Genomic DNA, 18245 nt, shown 5'->3' on the forward strand with positions numbered 1-18245 from the left:
AAGGGATTCAGTCTGAATTACATATTCCTGCTGGCAACCACTACATCACCGTGGGTATGCGCTACCACGAAGATGAAATGGACCGTTTTCAATGGCAAGACGAATACACGCTAAACCAAGACCTATCAATGACGTTAACCAGTCAAGGCGCACCAGGCTCTGACAGCAACCGTTTTGATAGTGCAAAAGCGACAACCTTGTTTGTACAAGATCAATGGACACTTGATTCATTAGTAATTAGTGCAGGCCTTCGTTATGAAGACATTACTATCTCTCGCGAAGAATGGTCAAAGTCTGATCCTAAGCGTGCAAATGGCTTAACAAAAGACATTAGTAATGACACCGAGATTTTAGTGCCGTCACTCGGTGCAACTTACACTGTTAATGATAACTTGACGCTACTGGCCGGTATTCAACAAGGTTATGCACCAGCAGCCCCTGGTAATGCTGATCAACAGGAAGAAGAAAGCTTAAACATTGAGCTGGGTGGTCGTTATGATTACGCAGGTTTCAATGGTGAAGTAATTTACTTTAACTCTGATTACGACAACATGCACGGCAACTGTACAGCTGCCATTGGTTGTAGCGATGACAACATTGGCGATCAGTACAACTACGGTGAAGTATCTGTTGAAGGCTTTGAATTAAGTGCTGGCCGCACATTCGCAACTAATAACGCGGCATTCCCTGTTCGCTTAACCTACACATACACCGACTCAACGTTTGAAAACGACTTTGACTCGGGCCTATGGGGTCAAGTAAATAAAGGCGATGCGATGCCTTACGTACCAGAAAACCAAGTAGCTTTATCATTCGGTGCTGAGTTTTCAAGCTTAGTATTTGATACGCAAATGCGCTATGTGTCTGACTCACATGCAAATTTAAGCCCTACAGGGTTAAATGCAATCGACAGTCGCGTAGTGTGGGATTTAGCCGCTAAATACTTAATTGATGACAGTCAAAAAGTATACCTAACGGTTGATAACCTATTTGATAAAACCTACATTGCCAACCGCGCAAATGGCGGTATTCAACCAGGTAAACCACGCACAATCCAAATGGGTTACAGCTACGCGTTTTAGGCTAAAGGCTAAAGGCTAAAGGCTAAAGGCTAAAGGCTAAAGGCTAAAGGCTAGAAATTATAAAAGCCGTGTTTGTTAAATCAAGCACGGCTTTTTTATTGGTGGTGATTTATCACGAAAATGGCGCTTATATTAAAGCGACCTGTAGCCCAAAACCGCGGTGCTTTTTCGGCTAAAGCCGAACCTACAGGTAAACACCGAGCCAATTGTAGGTCGTGATTTATCACGAAAATGGCGCTTAAATAAAACAGATTAGTAACCTCAAACCGCGTTGCCTTTTCGGCTAAAGCCGAACCTACAGGCAAACCCCGAGCTAACTGTAGGTCGTGATTTATCACGAAAATGGCGCTTAAATAAAACCGATTAGTAACCTCAAACCGCAGTGCTTTTTCGGCTAAAGCCGAACCTACAGGCATAAAAAAAGCGCGATGAAACGCGCTTTTGCTCACTTACAAACTTTCTTAGCTAGCCAACTTTACTCTCGCTAACTCGCCAACTCAATTCTACTTCCAACTTCTCATTTTATGGCCTTTAAGCGCATAGAATAAGATGAATAAGTAACTAGGGATCATCAAGGCGTAAGCACCTTGTGCGCCTAGGCCTGCTACGTTACCTAAGCCAATCAGCAATGGACCTAACGCACCACCGGCAATACCCATGATCAGTAAACCCGATGCAGTACCCGTTAAACGACCTAAGCCAGTTAATGCCAAAGGCCAAATTGCTGGCCAAACCATAGCGTTTGCAAAGCCTAGCAAGGCAATGCATAACAATGGATCTGGCAACTCTGGGCCACCAAACGGCACTAACAACAGGTTCGCAATAATAAACGAATCGTTACTTCCCATTACCACTGCAAGTACGGTTACAATGCCTGCAATGCCGGACATAACCAACGCATTTTGCTGCGACATAAAGCGTGGAATAAGTGCAATACCAATGGCGTAACCAATCAACATACACGCCATGGTATATGACGTCATCACTGAATAATCAGCAATACCAATCTGTAATGCATACGAGCCAATAGTATCTGCGGCAATCACTTCAACCGCTACATATAAAGCGATACCAACTACACCCAGCACTAAATGAGGGTGTTTTAATGCTTCTTTTACCTCGCCTTTGCCATTACCTGCTGACTCTTCAAAAACCAAATCAGGTAATGGTGAAAATTTAGCAAATGCTGCAAACGCAAAGATCAAGCCCGCAATAGCTATATAAGGTAAAATAAGGCTATTCGCCATGGCATCTTTTTGCCCTTGCGAGAGTTGCTCACCATCAGCGACCACACCACTGACAACAACGGCAGCAAAAATAACAGGCACGATAACTCCGGCAAATTTATTCAATAAGCCCATGATACACACGCGTACTGCGGCTGATTTTTCAGATCCCATTTTAACCACATACGGATTTACCGCTGTTTGTAGGATCGTTTGCCCTACACCTATCATTAACTGTGCGAATAAAAATATTTCGATCATTTGCATTTTAGCGGCAGGAATATACATCAAGGCAGACACAGCCATAACCGCACAGCCAATCGCCATACCGTTTTTATAGCCAACACGCTTAATTAACATTGCTGATGGAATACCAGCCACAGTCACAGCAATATAAAATGAGGAAATAATAAACGAGGCTTGCAGGGGTGATAGTACCAACATTTGTTGTAAAAATGGCGTAATTGCACCATTCAACCAGGTTATACAGCCTAAAATAAAGAACATTGATCCTGCCAATGTCATTGGCAGCCAAATACTATGCTTAGTATTTGCTTCACACTCGACGGTTGCTTCCATAATTATATCCCAACAGTTTATTTTAATTATTCATTTTAGTATTACACCGTGAAAGCTTTAAAACCGAAGTACTGCAACACTAAAACCATTTTTATTACATAAAATTAATCATACACCAACAAAAATGACAGCGCTATCATTTTTAAAAGCAAAAACCATACTCCTATGTTGTACGGTTTTGATAAAAAATACTTAAAAGATGGTTATTTCAGCGTTAATGATCGGCCTTTACGGATACCACTTTGAGAAAGCGTACGAACTTGCTGTACATTAGTGGCTTTATTCTCATCAGCATAAATAAGCCAATTACCAAGGCTATTTTGATATTCGATGACAATCCCCGGATACAAGGTAAATGCATCTAAGCCTTCACTGTGTTGCTTTGCAGCTACGCTAGGTAAACGATAAAACCGCCCTGCTTGCTCTAGTTTTGCAAATTCTTTAAAGCCAACTAACGCCGCAAAACGCTGCCAATCGGCTGCTCTTTGTTGTTTAAGGTTTGTATTAAAGTGCTCGCTATTTTGATCATACTTAACACCCTTTTTATTATATTCAAGCTCCCAAGGCGCTTTGTGCCAAGCTCGCTCTGCAAGCGCTAATAACCGTGGATATAACATGTATTCAGCTTGCCTGTCACTGCGAATAAGCTCTGACCATAAATGCCCTTGCAAACCAATAAAAGGTTTTGTGCGCATCGTTTTACGATCATCAGCACTGTAATGATGATTGTTTACCGAGCGCCAAATTTCGGCATGCGCAGGTAAATTATCCGGCATAAACTCAAACACTTTTTTACTATCAATAGCGCGACTCGCCCAATGATTGCCCGGCTCCTGCGGGTGCGACTGATATGGAAAGTCAAAATAAGTGACATCTGGGCTTGATAACACCACATCCCAGCCTTGGTTAGCATGACGATGCGCAACTTCATGTCCACCATCGCTCAGCGTTGCCCACGCATTTGACTGCACATTTGCTGGCATGCTCTTTAGCGTCACGTCGCTCATACCATCACTCCATCCGGCCACTTTAAAACCTTTTTTAGCCACCATGGCACTGACTTTTTCAATAAAATAGCCATTAAATGAATGCAGCGCCGGTTGTTGGTTTTGCAAACGGCGACAGCTTGGAGAGTCAACCCATGCACCGGCCGTCTCATCAGCGCCAATATGATACGTTTTAAGAGGCACACCGGCTTGTACATGTAATGTGTTTACTTCATCCAGCACTTTATCGATAAATTGATAAGTCGAGTCTAAACACACATTTAAGGTGTTATCATTATAATGTTGAATTGAGCTGTACTGAGTTTTATCAGCGGGTTCGATTAAGCGATACTGTCGCGCCTGCGCACTTTTGCCTTGAGCTATTAAACGGTTAAACCTTGCCTCCATTGCAACAATTGCCGCGCGCGAATGCCCTGGCATATCAAGTGATGGGATCACTTCAATAAAGTGCGCTTGGGCATATTTTAATATTTCAATGTAATCATGCTGGCTGTAGTAGCCATTCACCGCTGATTGACTATTAAGTCCTGCGCCAAGTTGTGGTAACAAACAACGCTGCTCGGTTAAATCTAGGCAGCGCTTGGCACCGACTTCAGTAAGCTCTGGTAAGTCGTTAATAGCCAATCGCCAGCCTTCATCATCCGCTAAATGTAAGTGTAATTTATTAAGCTTATAGGCGGCCATTTGCTCTATGGTATTTAAAATAAATGTTTTTGAACGAAAATTGCGTGCTATATCAATGTGCATGCCTCTAAATTCATAACGCGGCGCATCAGTAATATTAAGTGCTGGGATGGTTAAATTATCAAGGCTGACTAACCCTGCGATGCTCTGCAACGCATAAAATATCCCTGCAGAACTCGTTGCGCTAATCGTTATTTGCTCATGTTGAATTTTTAACGTGTAAGCCTCTGGGTTATCAGCTGCTAAATCTAAATTGAGCGTAGTTTTAATCCCTTGGCTATGCTGCTTAATACCAAAACGTGCTAAGCGTGCTATTGCCGCTGTAAGTTGTACTTGATCAATATCATTCGCTAGCTGTAGATTTAGGCCTTGGCTTAAATCTACAGCCTCACCCAATAATAAAGTTAAAGCGACTGGCTTTGGGATCAAACTCAGCGGTGGCGTGTTTAATGTAGGCCGAAACTCATTTTCATATAAATACTCAGCATCCATCCATGGTGTCGCATCGTCGTTACTCGTTTGTAATTGTTCATAGGTTAAAAATGGTGCTAAATATGGTTGTAACTCTAGCTTAGTGTCAGGATCAATCGTAGTTTGAGTGCTGCTAATAACCCGGCTTATTAAACCCGCACTTGCCAACATGTAATTAGGCATAAACTCAGCGCGAGTAATTTGCGATTCTTGACTATAAAACTCTATACTTATTGGCGTATTTGCTTTCAATCCGGCAAATGCCGAGGTGGGCTTTATTTGGTGTAAATCTCCATTGATATGCGTAATGGTAAACTGCGACGAGTCGGTGCTATAAATTGGCATTAGCTGACTAAAGTAAATTGACCACTGACGACTGGCTACGTCAACAGGTGTGCTAAACGTTAAACGCGATAAGTAACACTGTGTTTGATGCGGTGCAGGGCACGTATCGGGCTTTGCCGAAAGTAACTCATATTTTATCGATAACTGCTGCGCGAGGGTATCTAACTCAACCTGCGATGGTGCTTTGGCAAAAGCAGCAGCCGAACATATGGCAAGCACCAATAATATAATGTTACGCATAGCTAGCTCCTAATGATTGCTCATAAGCCATGTCATGTGTAAATAACGCATGGCTGCCAAGTAATGGCGCATCATCGCCAAGCTCACTAATACGAATATCTAACGACTGCAAAATAATCGGGTTAACTAACTGAGCTAACTGAATATGCAAACTCGGTAAAAAGCACGCAGATGATTGCGCAACCGAGCCGCCAAGTACAATAACGTCAGGATCAAACGCGAGTATCACGTGGCTTATTGCATGAGCTAGGTGCTTGCCAAACTCATCAAATAAACGTTGTGCGTGTGCGTCATTTGCCAGTGCCGCTTGGTAAGCTTGCTTGCCCGTTGTACCTTGATTAATAAAAAACTGCCCAGAGGTAAAGTGCTCAATAATCCCTTGTAAATAACTAAAACTGCCAAACTCTCCTGCGGCTGAGTGCTTACCCGTATATAATCGACCATTAAGCACCAGCCCGGCGCCAAGTCCAGTGCCTAGGCAAATGCCAATCAAATTGGTATCTGCTTTAAAATTACCTTGAGTAAATTCTCCCATAGCAAAACAATTTGCATCATTATGCACCCATACGGGCAGTTTAAAATGTGTGCTTAATAGCTGCTTTAACTGCACATTTTTCCAATTGGGGATATTAACCGTTTCGATCACTTCGCCAGTTTCCATTAGCACCATGCTAGGCACACCAACGACGATACCCATACAAGTGTCATCAACCACTTGCTTAATAATTTGGCATAAAAAGTCGTTTGTTTGCTGCTTACTTGCTGCCCCATCCACATCAAAATAGCGTTTTTCTATTACACCTGTTGCGGTTACTTTTGCGACCAGCGCTTTGGTGCCACCAAGGTCAACACATAATAAAGTTTGTGACATTACAACCTCTTTTGTCATTAGTTACTTTCAGCAAGCTTTGCTGTTGGTGAATTACTTTTAAGCGTGTGATTAGCAACCAGTGGGTTAGCCCAAATTCCAACACTAAAAATATAACCAAGCGGTATTAACAGCAGTAACAGCGACATTTGTAAGCTACCTGTAAGCTCACTCATCGCACCAATAAGAGGCGAGGCAAATGCACCGCCGACAATCCCAGTACATAAAATGCCAGATACAGTGCCATGGCCTTTTGCAACCGAGTTTAATGCCAACGAAAATATCACCGACCACATAATTGATAAGAAAAACCCAACCGCAGGAAACGCCCACAATGCCAGCTCAGTATGTGCAAATAATGCAATAAATAGACTAACCACTGCACCAACGCTAAAAATAAGTAACACATGTTTAGCATCAAAGAGTTTTAACAGCACGATGCCCAATAAGCAGCCTAATGTCAGTGATAGCCAAAACTGACTCACTATCTGTGCTCCGCCTGTATTTGGGTCAAGTTGGTGATAGGTTTGTAAAAATACTGAAATTGAATTAGCCACTCCTTGCTCAAGCGCCACATAAGCCACGATGGCAAAAAAGAACTTGATCACAATTGGATCTTTAAACAATTGTAAGCTTTGTTTGATACTGCCTTGTTGCGGATTTTCTGCTTGGGTGCTGTGTTTTATCGGTAACACGCTAATAACCACCAACATCACTGTGCATAACAGTGCAAATAATAAGTACATACTTAGCCAAGTCATATCGGCGGGTACTAATTGCAATAACCAGTTTTGGCTCTGTGCTTGTGAATCTGCTTTAACAAGCGCGCTATATACCAGCGGTGATAAGGTCGCTGCACCACCAAACATTAACTGGGCTGCGACCGAAAAAACCGCAAAATGTTTAGAGCCGCCACTGGCTCGAAGTAACGGATTAATTGCCACTTGCAATAGAGCCATGGCGGTACCGATCAAAAATAATGCTGACATTGCAACAGCAAAAATCGGCAAGCTAACAAATAACACACTGCCAAATAATGCCAGTGAGAAGGCTATCAACATGACCTTTTTTTCACCTAAGCTTTGCACCAACAACCCCGCAGGGATCGACATCACTCCATAGGCAATAAAAAATGCAAATGGAAAAAAACCAGCCAGAGTTAAGCCAATATTATAGCTTTGGATCAGAGCCGGAAATATCGGCGCCAATAAGTTCGTTATAAATGAAATAACAAAAAAGGTAACCAGTACCAATAGCACTATCAAATAATTTCTTTTCATAATTGTTCTACCTGAAAGCCTCATTTTAAAAATAAATAGAGTGGTGATAGCCATCTGTTCGTGGGCATACAAACAAAATGATTCAAGGGAATAATTAATCACCACTCTTAATTAGCTAAGTCTGCCACCGTAAAATGAGTTATGCGGCACTACTCTACGGCTTGTTGATACTTTTCAACTCACTTTAGCTGCGGTCTTCATTGCAAGGAGTTGCTCTGCATGTGGTTCACAATGCTTATTACACAGTTCATGCAAATACACTTTTGCGCCATTACAAATTGCAATGGGAGCAGGTTCAAATGCCTGCTGGCACCGCGAGCTTTGGTAGTCCATGCCACCAAGTAAGCAATACCAACTGGGTCTAAAATAAACTTGCTGTTGGGTAAGCTGTGACAAATACGCATCAAAATCATCGCCATTAAGCCACGCTTTTAGTAAAGACTTTAAAGCACTAGAGCTGTGATTCAGTTGCTTTGCTGTAAGCCAGTATTCACTGTCGGTGCGCAAGCTAGTTGCATAATGCGCAACCACATAATCTTTAATGCCATACACTAATTGATGCAGTTGTTGATTGACGTGTTCGGCTACTTTTAATGACTGTTGGTTGTTTTTTAGCTTTGTTAAGGCTTGGCTAAATAACTTAATACTATGTTGAGTAACCAGCAAAGATGTCGCTTCGATGGGCTCAATAAAGCTCTGCGCCAACCCTATAGCCATAACATTGCTTTGCCATGCAGACTGCATACAGCCGACTTTCATTGTTAAATGCCGAAACGCGCTATTTTGTGGATCTATGTTTAATTGCAGGGCAAGCTCATACTGGGCTTGTTCATCAGTGATATGTTTTGAGCTATACACATAGCCGTTACCAATACGGCTAGTCAGCGGAATTTGCCAACACCAACCGGCACTTAGCGCCGTAGATTGGGTGGCACATGGCATCACAGCATCGCTAGAAATTGGCGTCGCTACAGCTACAGCACGGTCGTTAAGTAGTTCATCAGCAAATGAATTAAAAGGTGTACCCAGTGTTTGCTCAATTAACAGTGCATTAAAGCCACTGGCATCAATAAATAAGTCGCCGTTAATTTGTTGTCCATTCACAAGCGTAATATCAATTATATTGCCATTGCTGTTTATATTCGCGTGGCTAAACTCACCATCAATGTGTTTAACCCGATTCTCTTGTGCATAGGCTTTTAGCACACCCGCTAATTTTATGGCATCAAAATGATAACCATACGTTTGCTCTTTGAGCATAGGTGTATGCACTTTTGGACTTAAATTTTGTTTTGCGATATGGCCTGTTAAAAAATACTCATCTGGGGCTTGCCAATCGCCATTACCGCGCCTTCGGGCATTAGCATTGACAAAATAAACCTCGGCGGTTTTTTCATCCATGTCGCTATAAAATGGATGGAAATAACAACGTTCATCGCCATTCCAATTATTAAAGTAAATGCCGGCTTTGTAGCTTGCATCGCACTTGGGCATCCATTGTTGTTCACTAATACCGAGTGAATCCATAAAGTTTTTTAAGTGTGGTGTCGAACCTTCACCAACACCAATACTGCCAATTTTACTCGACTCAACAACACTAATAGCTAATTCCGGATGCTGCTTTGATAAATACGCAGCACACATCCAGCCAGCGCTACCTCCGCCTAAAATAACTAATTTATTTATGATAGCCATAACTAAAAAAGGCCGCCAAGTGGCGGCCTATCTCCATTAGAATTTATAACTTACACCAAGGTAATAACGTGAACCAAACTCGATAGTATTTTGCGTTAAAGCAAAGTTAGTATCGTACGATTGCACCACTTCGTTGGTTAAGTTAACGCCTTCAAGGCTAACATCTAAGTTTTCCATGGCATGCCAGATGATTGACGCATCAATTTGTTGATAGTTATCGTTTTTAACTGCTTGGGCTGCACCAACACCAATCCATTCACTGCGCCAGTTATATGCTAAACGAGTGCTGATAATATCGTTCTCAAAGAACACTGATGCATTAAAACTATTTTCAGAAACACCTGGTACCATTTCTTTTGAGCCATCTGGCGTGGTTGTTTCACTGTCTACGTACGTATAGTTAGTCACCACCCCAAAACCGTTAGCAAAGCTATGCTGTAGTTGCAGTTCAATACCATTTACAGAGCCTTCGCCGTTACTACGAGGACGAGTAACACGGCATTGCTCATATAGATCTGGACTGGCGCCACAGCCATCTACAAATTCAACCGCTTCAGTCGAAAAAACAACGTTATCAATTTGTTTGCTGAAAAATCCTGCTGATGCCATAGAAGCGCTTGTAAAGTAATACTCTATAGCAATATCGCCCTGGTTAGCTTCATAGGGTTTTAGATCAGGATTTCCCCCTGTGGCGCTACCAAAATTGGCATTAATTGCTAAGCCGGGTTTTAAATCACTGTAGTTTGCGCGAGACATAACTTGTGATGCTGCCGCGCGAATAATAATGTCATCCGATAAATCATAAGCAAAGTTTACGCTAGGGAGTAAGTTATTATAATCGACCGTCTCTTTGAAAACCGCGCCGTCGGCGTAGCCGCTCGATGTTTGCTCAGTCTCAACGTAACGTAAACCAATATTACCTCGGTAGTTTTCACCACTAAAATCAGCCTTCGCGTAAATGGCGATCATATCTTCATCCACTGAAAAAGTATTACCTAAGTTAGCGACTTCGGTCAGTTCGCCAGCTGCATACTTACCGCTGATGAAATCCCACCATTTATCTGTATCAAGTGAGGCATATGCATCAAGCGTATGACCAGAGCTTTGTGAATGTAGCCCAGTTAATACGCCATCACTCCAATTTGATAAATTACCATCAGGAACAAAACCAAGTACTTCGTCTGGATTACGGTTAAATGCAATACGCGAAAATTCACTACGATTAAATTTAATGCCGGTCTTGATTGCAGTAAAGAAATTACCATCTAACTCAAATTTAATATCAGCTTGAGCATAACTGACATCATGCTCTTGCACTGTGGTATCAAAATTTGCTTCTTGCGCATGTTTAAATTGTGTTGCATCGGTAGCATCTAGCGAAGTTAGCCAAACTTGATAAGGACCCGTAGCATCATAAGTAAAACCACCATCTGTGCTGTTTTGTCCATTAGGAAATGCAGGATCACCTATTTTACCTCCTTCATCTGAGGCTGGGATCCACCATGAAGATGCGCCAAACTGCGTGCCGCCATCTGATGTTGATTTACCAATTACACCACGGAGTTCAAAGCCATCACCTTGAAACTTACCTGATAGGTTTAGTACATCAGCTTTCATATTAACCGCATTACGTACTACTGGATTATAAATAATAGAAGCATATGCAGGTAATATAGTTGCTTGCTCGGTACCGCCTAATGCATTGTTGGTTACATTGGTAGAACCCGCACCACGGGCGCCAACCGTCAGAAAGTTATGGTTTACATGCGGGTTATCAAATTCAAAACGAAAATAATCAAGCACAAACTCCATATTATCGGTTGGTGCAAACTGCGCGGTTAATTGCGCGCTGGTCCGCTCACGCTCAGACTTAAATGCTTGCGAACCTAAACTCCATGCACCGACTGTCGATTCTTGTCCTGTTGCTTGGTTTTCTGCAAAGTACTCATAGTAGCCGCCAATTGACTCAAGTACATGCCGCCCTGAAGTTAATTGTTCATAAGAGTACGCAGCTAAAATACCAAATTTTTCGTCTTCATTTTTCCAACTAGCAAGTATTGATGCACCAGGATCAGTCTCATCATACAATGAACTTTGTGCCAGCTCCGCAGAGAGCAGTAGCGTATTTGCATCTAACTCCAGAGGTTTACGAGTCGTTAAGTTAACGGTCCCTCCCAATGCGCCTTCTTCGATATCTGCTTCCGGTGTTTTATACACTTGGACACCCGACACCTGCTCTGCTGATAACAATTCCATATTAAAAGTACGTGTCGCTGGGCCTAAGTCGTACCATGAGGTGCTTGCTACTGTTTGACCATTGAGTAATATTCTTGATTGCTCAGGTGCAGTACCACGAATAGTTACGCCATTTACCTCGCCATATTGACGGTCAACCGTCACTCCTGAAATACGTTGTAGTGCATCACCAATGTTTTTATCCGGAAATTTACCAATATCTTCTGCGGTAATGGCATCTACCACTCCATCTGCAAAACGCTTAGTGTTCATTGACGCTTCTAAAGAGCGACGAATGCCACGCACTTCAATGGTTTCGATATCACTGTCGGCTTGAGTTTGAGCTGCAGCTAATGCCATTGGACTGACGTATAGTGCTGATATATATATCGCCAATGTCGATAATTTAAGCGGTGCTTTGTTGATACTTTTCATTCCTAGTCCCCTATTTATTGTTATTAAAAGCGTTACTAGGGTATCGCGCCGCATTAGTGTGAAGCAGTACAATTGACACCTTATCCGGTACTTTCCTATCAAAGGAATGTTAATTTTGATGGCAAAATGTTCAATGCACTGTTAGCAAAGAATGGTGCGTAATAGATTAATACTAAAAGTGAATTGAAAAGTATTACTTGGACTGCTAATAATTGTTCAATATAGGGACTAAAATAAATAAGGAGGTCGTCATGCGGGCAATGTGTGAAAAAGTCATTCCTAATACCAATTCATCATGGCGTTATTGTAAGTATACGCTTGACTATATTCCATTTAATTGGCATTACCACCCAGACTTTGAAATTTGCCTTACCTTAAACAGTAAAGGGGTATGCCATATTGGTGACTATATTGCGCCTTATGGCGAACTTGATTTAGTGATCCTTGGTGCTGATTTGCCCCATACTTGGCAATCGTCACCGAATATAGATAACAGCGTACAAGTTGTCCACGTTGCACAAATTCCAAAAAAATGGCTTAGTCAGCAAATTACTAGTCACCCTGAATTTGCCATACTTGAAGAGTTATTAATTGCTGCGCGACAGGGCCTTAAATTCTCGACTAAAACAGCGATGATAGCGAAATCATACTTTGAAAAAATCGAGGTCAGTAATCCTTTTGAGCAATATTTAGGCTTATTTAAATTGTTGTATTTAATGAGCCAAGAAGCAGTCCCTCAACAGCTTTCTAGCGCGAGTTTTTGCTACGCCAATAAAACGGATCCAGCAAAAGATAAATTTGATAAAGTGATTGATTATATTTATCGCCATTACACCGAGGGCTTAAGCGCAGAGCAATTAGCTAACATGGCGCATATGAGCACCAACCACTTTCACCGCTTTTTTAAAAAGCGTATGGAACGCACTTTAACAGAATTTATTAACCAGTTAAGAATTGGTCAAGCTTGTAAGCTATTGATCAATACTAACCGCGCTATTACGGCTATCAGCGATCAGTGTGGGTTTAAAAATACCTCTAACTTTAATCGCCGCTTTTTAACACTAAAAGGAACAACACCAAGCCAATTTAGAAAGCGCTTAAAACAAAAGTCATTAGTGTGAAAGAGTAAAAAGGTAGGCTACCTACCTTTTATAAATACCGTTATTTTTCAAGTAACCACAATGCAGGCGTGTTGGAAGGCTGCCAATTACTTTGGGAATAATGTGCTTGTAACACAGAATAAATTTTATCTTGATAACTTACAAAATTAGTAGCTTCGTATTGCCTGTTTTGTTGCCATTGAGGCGCATAATTATCAAGTGTATCAAATCGATACCCTTCTGCTCTTGCGTGCTCAACAAAGCTTTTAATTTTTGGTAAGTTAATCGTCGCGCCTTGCCCGCGCGGACCATCTTCAAACAAAAAGTCATGGGTGAGTATCACTACTTTATTCGCTGCTAATCCATCGCTGCAATCTAAGTTTTGCGTGCGGCTATTGACCGGATCCATTGTTTTGCCAGGACAAGTATTGACGATTTGATTAATGCTTTCGACCATTTGAATACCATCTGCCATTGTTTCTGCTGGGTAATCAACTCCCCAGTTCACGGGGCCCCAATCAAAATCCCAGCCATAAACCTTATAGTCGTCGCTTGCTAATTTATCAGATATTTTTACTGCGACTTGTGAACTATTGGTAGACACCTGTGGATCACAAGAAAAAGCCGGATCCCAAGGCGGTAAATTATCAGATGTTGCGCATAAACCATCACCTTTAAAAGTTTTCGTAACACGCCACGCATTGGTATACGGCAAGCGTGCCATTGTTCTCATTTTAAAGTTTGGGAAGCTTTCTGCATTAGGTAATAACGCTAAGACCTTTTGAGTATTGAGCTCAAAGTAATCATAATCGGTGCTTACATTTTGGTAGGATTTAACTGGCCATAAGCCAACTTCGTTACAATAAACAGCCCCGGAGCGTTCTCCATCCGTGCAATTATGTAACATATGGTCATAACTATGGTTAGCTAAAAGGTGACCGCTATTTAAAAGCTTAGCTAATGCTAATTGTGAATGTTGTTCATTTTCATCGCCTTCACCATACATATGGAAAGCATTGATAAAAAATGTCGCTTTTATTTGCGCCTCATCTAAAGCATCAATTAGCCCAGAGGTGGCATTAATCGGGCCATCATCAAACGTTAAATAGATAACCTTATCATCATCTGCAAAGCTGTAAGTTGAGCATAAACTTGCACACAATAGCGTTATTGCCATTTTATTTTTCATTTCACTCTCCATTAATTAACACCTAGTTAATATTGCATGCTATTTAGCCCTCGACTGATACGAAGCAATGCAATTTAAGTATTAATCAAACAAAATGAATCTCTGTTACTTCCCTATCGCTTGTTTAGCAAACAGGTGCTTAATTGGGCCTAAGTTATCAACCATCGTTAAGCCAACACCACGTACCAGTTTTTTAAGTGGGTTAGCGCCTGCAAATAACTCTTTTAAGCCTTGCATCATGGCAATGTGCTTTTGTGCATCGAGCTTGCGGGTGCGTTCGTAATCACGCAACAGTCGATTACTGGCAAACTCTTTATTGTCAGCAGTTAACAGCTCTATAAGGTAAGCGGCATCTTTAAGACCTAAGTTCATACCAAGCCCAGCTAATGGATGAATGGTATGTGCAGCATCACCCATTAATACCACTTTGCCAGAGAGCCATTTTTGCGCGTAACGCATTTTAAGAGGGAACGCGACACGCTCGCTTTGCACCTCACATAAACCGCATTGGCCATCCAGAGCTGCCATTACCGCTTTATTAAACTCGGTATTATCCATTGCCAGTAACTGTTGGCAATGCTCAGGGCTGGTTGACCAAACAATTGAATGGCTGTGTTCATCTGGCAATGGTAAAAACGCCAGTGGCCCGGTTGGTAGGAATATTTGCCGCGCGGTGTTGTTATGCAGCTCAGTGGTTTTTACAGTGGCGACAATGGCATTGTGGTCGTAATCTTTAAAGGTGATCGGCAAATTGAACTGTTTACGGATCGCTGAATTAGCGCCATCGGCTGCCACTAATAACTTGGCTATAACTGGCTCACCTGAGTCGAGGGTAATGAATACATCATTATCACTTTGGTGTATTTGTTGGTAGCGTGTAGCAAACATCAATGTCGCTTGGCGGTGGTTTTCTAGCTCCTTGATCAACGCATAACGAATAATATCGTTTTCAACTATGTGACCTAATTGAGGTAAATCTAAGTCAGCACTATTAAAGGCAATTTTGCCAAAGCTGTCTTGATCACGTACATCCATATGGGTGTAGGCACGCGCCCGCTGGGCGATGATCTCAGGCCACACATTAAGCGATTCAAATAAGCCTTGGCTGGCTAAACTTAATGCACTAACACGCAGTGCATAATCATCACCTGGTAACGTTTGCTTTGCTGCAGCATCAATAACAACCACGCTGATATTGGCTTTTGCCAGCCCCAGAGCGAGAGTTAAGCCAACGCAGCCACCACCCACAACACATACTTGCGCCTGTTTCATAGTCGTTTACCTTGTTTAACTTGCCCCATTAATTGCTTGGCCAGTGGGGTTTTTAATGAAGAACATAAATCCATGGTGAATAAGCCGCAACTGCGGCCCAAAGCGAGTAATCGCGAGCTATTTGAAAACAATCGTACTAGGCCATCGGTCAAGGTCATCACAGTATTGATATCTTGGCTGCGTTGTTTAGCGTATTCACGGGTAAACGCATAACTACCAAGTGGCTGTTTGCTTTTAACAAGTTCACACAATACTTGTACATCACGCAGGCCTAGGTTAAATCCTTGCCCTGCAATGGGATGAATTGCATGCCCTGCATTACCAATCAGTACAGTACGATGCGCAGTTAACGACTCCGCGCGGCCATACACTAGCGGGTAACTTGCTCGCATACCGACTTTCGTGAATTGCCCAGCTCGATAACCAAATGCATTGTGTAGTGCTTTTAAAAACGCGTCGTCATTAAGTGCCATATGCTCGCCCATTTGCTCTGGTTCCATGCACCACACCAATGAATAACGGTTATTACTCATTGGTAAAAGTGCCATTGGCCCCCGCTCTGTAAAGCGTTCAAAGGCATGATTATGATGACCACCCGCCACTTCAATATTGGCAATAATTGCCCCTTGTGAATAAGGCTCAGTGGTAAAATTAAGATTAGCTAATTGCCGCGTGGATGATTGCGCACCATCAGCAATAACCACTAAGGCAGCTTGAATTTGCTGCCCTGAATTGAGCGTTATAGCGGCATAATCTTGCTGGTAACTTAAACTTGCCACACTATCGGGGCAAAAAAGCTCAACTTTTGAGTGCGTTAGCAGCTGATGTAAAGAGCGACCAAATGGATTAACCTCAACCACATAGCCTAGTGCCGGTTGGTTAAATTCGTGGCAATCAATATGGGTTTTACCAAAGTGGCCTCTATCTGAAACCGTCACTTTTTTTATCGCTGCAGAAAAACTCGCGGTAGGGTCAAATACATTAAGTTGCTGTAAAAATTGCACTGATTGCTGCGCAAGCGCAATGCTACGATCATCAAAGCTGGGGTGATGTTCACCACTTGGTTGATGTGCTTCAATAACCGCAATACTAAGTTCAGCTGCTGACTTTGCTAAACTCAAGGCACAGCTGGCGCCGGCTAGGCCGCCACCAATAATGACTACATCAAACTGCTTTGCCACGGTTGCTCCTAGCATTTGCCCATGTTTATAACGGCCTCTATTTCAGTAATACTTTTAGGCACGCTAACGGTTAAATTTTCATGGCCTTGCTCGGTCACTAACAGGTTATCTTCAATACGAATACCAATGCCTTTATATTGCTCAGGCACTTTGGCATCTAGGCTAATATAAAGTCCGGGCTCAATGGTAAGCACCATCCCCGCTGCAAATGGGCGCTCTTTTTCATCTTGCTTATAATCACCTACATCGTGCACATCTAAGCCAAGCCAATGACCAAGGCCATGCATATAAAATGCTTTACAGGCTTGATTATCAAGTAATTCTTGTAACTCACCTTGTAAAATTCCCAAATCCAGTAAGCCTTGGGTTAGTACTGTCATCGCTAATTGGTTGGCCTTAGATAAGCTGCCACCGGGTTTAACTTCTGTAAATGCCGCCTCTTGTGCTGCAAGTACAATATTATAAAGCTGCGCTTGAGGCTGACTAAATTGCCCATTAATAGGGAAAGTACGCGTAATATCAGCCGCATAACCTTGCAGCTCAGCGCCTGAATCAATCAATACTAAATCACCGTCAGTCAGCACATCACTGTTAGCCGTGTAATGCAATATATTGGCGTTATCGCCACTGCCAACTATGGTGCCATAGGCCGGATGACGAGCGCCATGCATCGCATAATGGTGATGCAGCTCAGCTTCTAGCTGATATTCGGTAGCGCCCGGCTTTGCAAACTGCATAGCACGAATATGCCCTTGCGCGCTGATCTCACACGCCCTGCGCATAATTGCCACCTCAGCAGGTGATTTAAACAAGCGCATTTCATGAATTAAACCACGAATATCTTTAATGGTATGCGGTGCTTTATAGCCTTTTTTAGGCGCACTGCGCAGCGTATTTAATAACCCCCACACTTTGTTATCAAACTGCGGATAGGTACCCTGTGCATAAAATAAAATCTGCTGGCCGTTCACCAAATTCAATAATTGCTCATCTAACTCACTCAGCGCATACGTTTGGTCGAATAAATACTCTGTTTTTGCTTGTTCAAAGCCAATACGACGGCCATGCCAAATTTCAGCGAGCTTATCTTTATTCAAGCAAAACAGCGTGCTGGGTGTTTCACTGCTTGGGCAAAGTACTAAAACGGCATCGGGTTCATTAAAACCAGTTAAGTAATAGAAATCGCTATCTTGGCGAAATGCATATTCGGTATCACGGCTACGAGTCACTTCATTCGCAGCTGGAATGATAGCCACGCTATTTGGCTCCATCATGGCTAATAAACGTTCGCGGCGTGCTTTAAATTCAGCTTTTTCAATACTAACTGTTGGCATTATAAACCCTGTTTATACTGTT

The 18245-nt window shown here is 42.3% G+C and carries 12 protein-coding genes; 2 read left to right on the plus strand and 10 right to left on the minus strand.

Translation table 11 applies throughout. The features are described 5' to 3' along the window. On the plus strand, positions 1–1082 hold a 1082-nt coding region (locus ENH88_RS03750; protein WP_304179653.1), incomplete at its 5' end, for a TonB-dependent receptor domain-containing protein. Between the two features lie 503 nt (positions 1083–1585). On the opposite strand, the gene nagP is transcribed toward ENH88_RS03750, so the two are convergent. From nagP to ENH88_RS03780, 6 genes are all read right to left on the minus strand, one after another. Next, a complete protein-coding gene (gene nagP / locus ENH88_RS03755) occupies positions 1586–2887 on the minus strand; it encodes an N-acetylglucosamine MFS transporter NagP (RefSeq protein ID WP_304179655.1) in 1302 nt (433 codons plus the stop codon). Between the two features lie 203 nt (positions 2888–3090). Next, positions 3091–5634 carry a family 20 glycosylhydrolase gene (locus ENH88_RS03760; RefSeq protein WP_304179657.1) on the minus strand — a complete coding sequence of 848 codons (2544 nt, stop codon included), beginning with the start codon at positions 5632–5634 and terminating at the stop codon, positions 3091–3093. After that, positions 5627–6505: an ROK family protein gene (locus tag ENH88_RS03765; protein WP_304179659.1), complete on the minus strand. Its 879-nt coding sequence runs from the start codon at positions 6503–6505 to the stop codon at positions 5627–5629. The genes ENH88_RS03760 and ENH88_RS03765 overlap by 8 nt, the downstream gene beginning before the upstream one ends. A 17-nt stretch (positions 6506–6522) precedes the next feature. Continuing rightward, positions 6523–7782: an MFS transporter gene (locus ENH88_RS03770; protein ID WP_304179661.1), complete on the minus strand. Its 1260-nt coding sequence runs from the start codon at positions 7780–7782 to the stop codon at positions 6523–6525. 174 nt (positions 7783–7956) lie between these two features. After that, the gene (locus ENH88_RS03775) at positions 7957–9477 is read right to left on the minus strand and encodes a tryptophan halogenase family protein (protein ID WP_304179664.1); all 1521 of its coding nucleotides are present in this window, start codon (positions 9475–9477) and stop codon (positions 7957–7959) included. A gap of 36 nt (positions 9478–9513) precedes the next feature. After that, entirely contained in the window at positions 9514–12147 is a 2634-nt protein-coding gene (locus ENH88_RS03780) for a TonB-dependent receptor (RefSeq protein WP_304179666.1), read from the minus strand. Between the two features lie 251 nt (positions 12148–12398). Between ENH88_RS03780 and ENH88_RS03785 the strand changes: the two genes are divergently transcribed. Beyond that, complete coding sequence (locus ENH88_RS03785; protein WP_304179669.1) at positions 12399–13268, plus strand: AraC family transcriptional regulator; 870 nt, start codon at positions 12399–12401, stop codon at positions 13266–13268. A gap of 40 nt (positions 13269–13308) precedes the next feature. Here ENH88_RS03785 and ENH88_RS03790 read toward each other — a convergent pair whose 3' ends face one another. The 4 genes from ENH88_RS03790 to pepP form a co-directional block, all read right to left on the minus strand. Beyond that, positions 13309–14436 carry a polysaccharide deacetylase family protein gene (locus ENH88_RS03790; protein ID WP_304179673.1) on the minus strand — a complete coding sequence of 376 codons (1128 nt, stop codon included), beginning with the start codon at positions 14434–14436 and terminating at the stop codon, positions 13309–13311. Positions 14437–14541: 105 nt separating this feature from the next. Further along, positions 14542–15708 carry an FAD-dependent monooxygenase gene (locus ENH88_RS03795; RefSeq protein ID WP_304179676.1) on the minus strand — a complete coding sequence of 389 codons (1167 nt, stop codon included), beginning with the start codon at positions 15706–15708 and terminating at the stop codon, positions 14542–14544. Then, positions 15705–16889, minus strand: coding sequence for a 2-octaprenyl-6-methoxyphenyl hydroxylase (gene ubiH, locus ENH88_RS03800; protein WP_304179679.1), 1185 nt, complete (start codon positions 16887–16889; stop codon positions 15705–15707). Before ubiH ends, ENH88_RS03795 begins: the two co-directional genes overlap by 4 nt. A gap of 8 nt (positions 16890–16897) precedes the next feature. Further along, positions 16898–18223, minus strand: a complete 1326-nt coding sequence (gene pepP / locus ENH88_RS03805) for a Xaa-Pro aminopeptidase (RefSeq protein ID WP_304179682.1) — start codon at positions 18221–18223, stop codon at positions 16898–16900. Positions 18224–18245 lie beyond the last annotated feature (22 nt).

The organism is Pseudoalteromonas prydzensis (genome assembly GCF_011050055.1).
Lineage (GTDB): Bacteria > Pseudomonadota > Gammaproteobacteria > Enterobacterales > Alteromonadaceae > Pseudoalteromonas > Pseudoalteromonas prydzensis_A.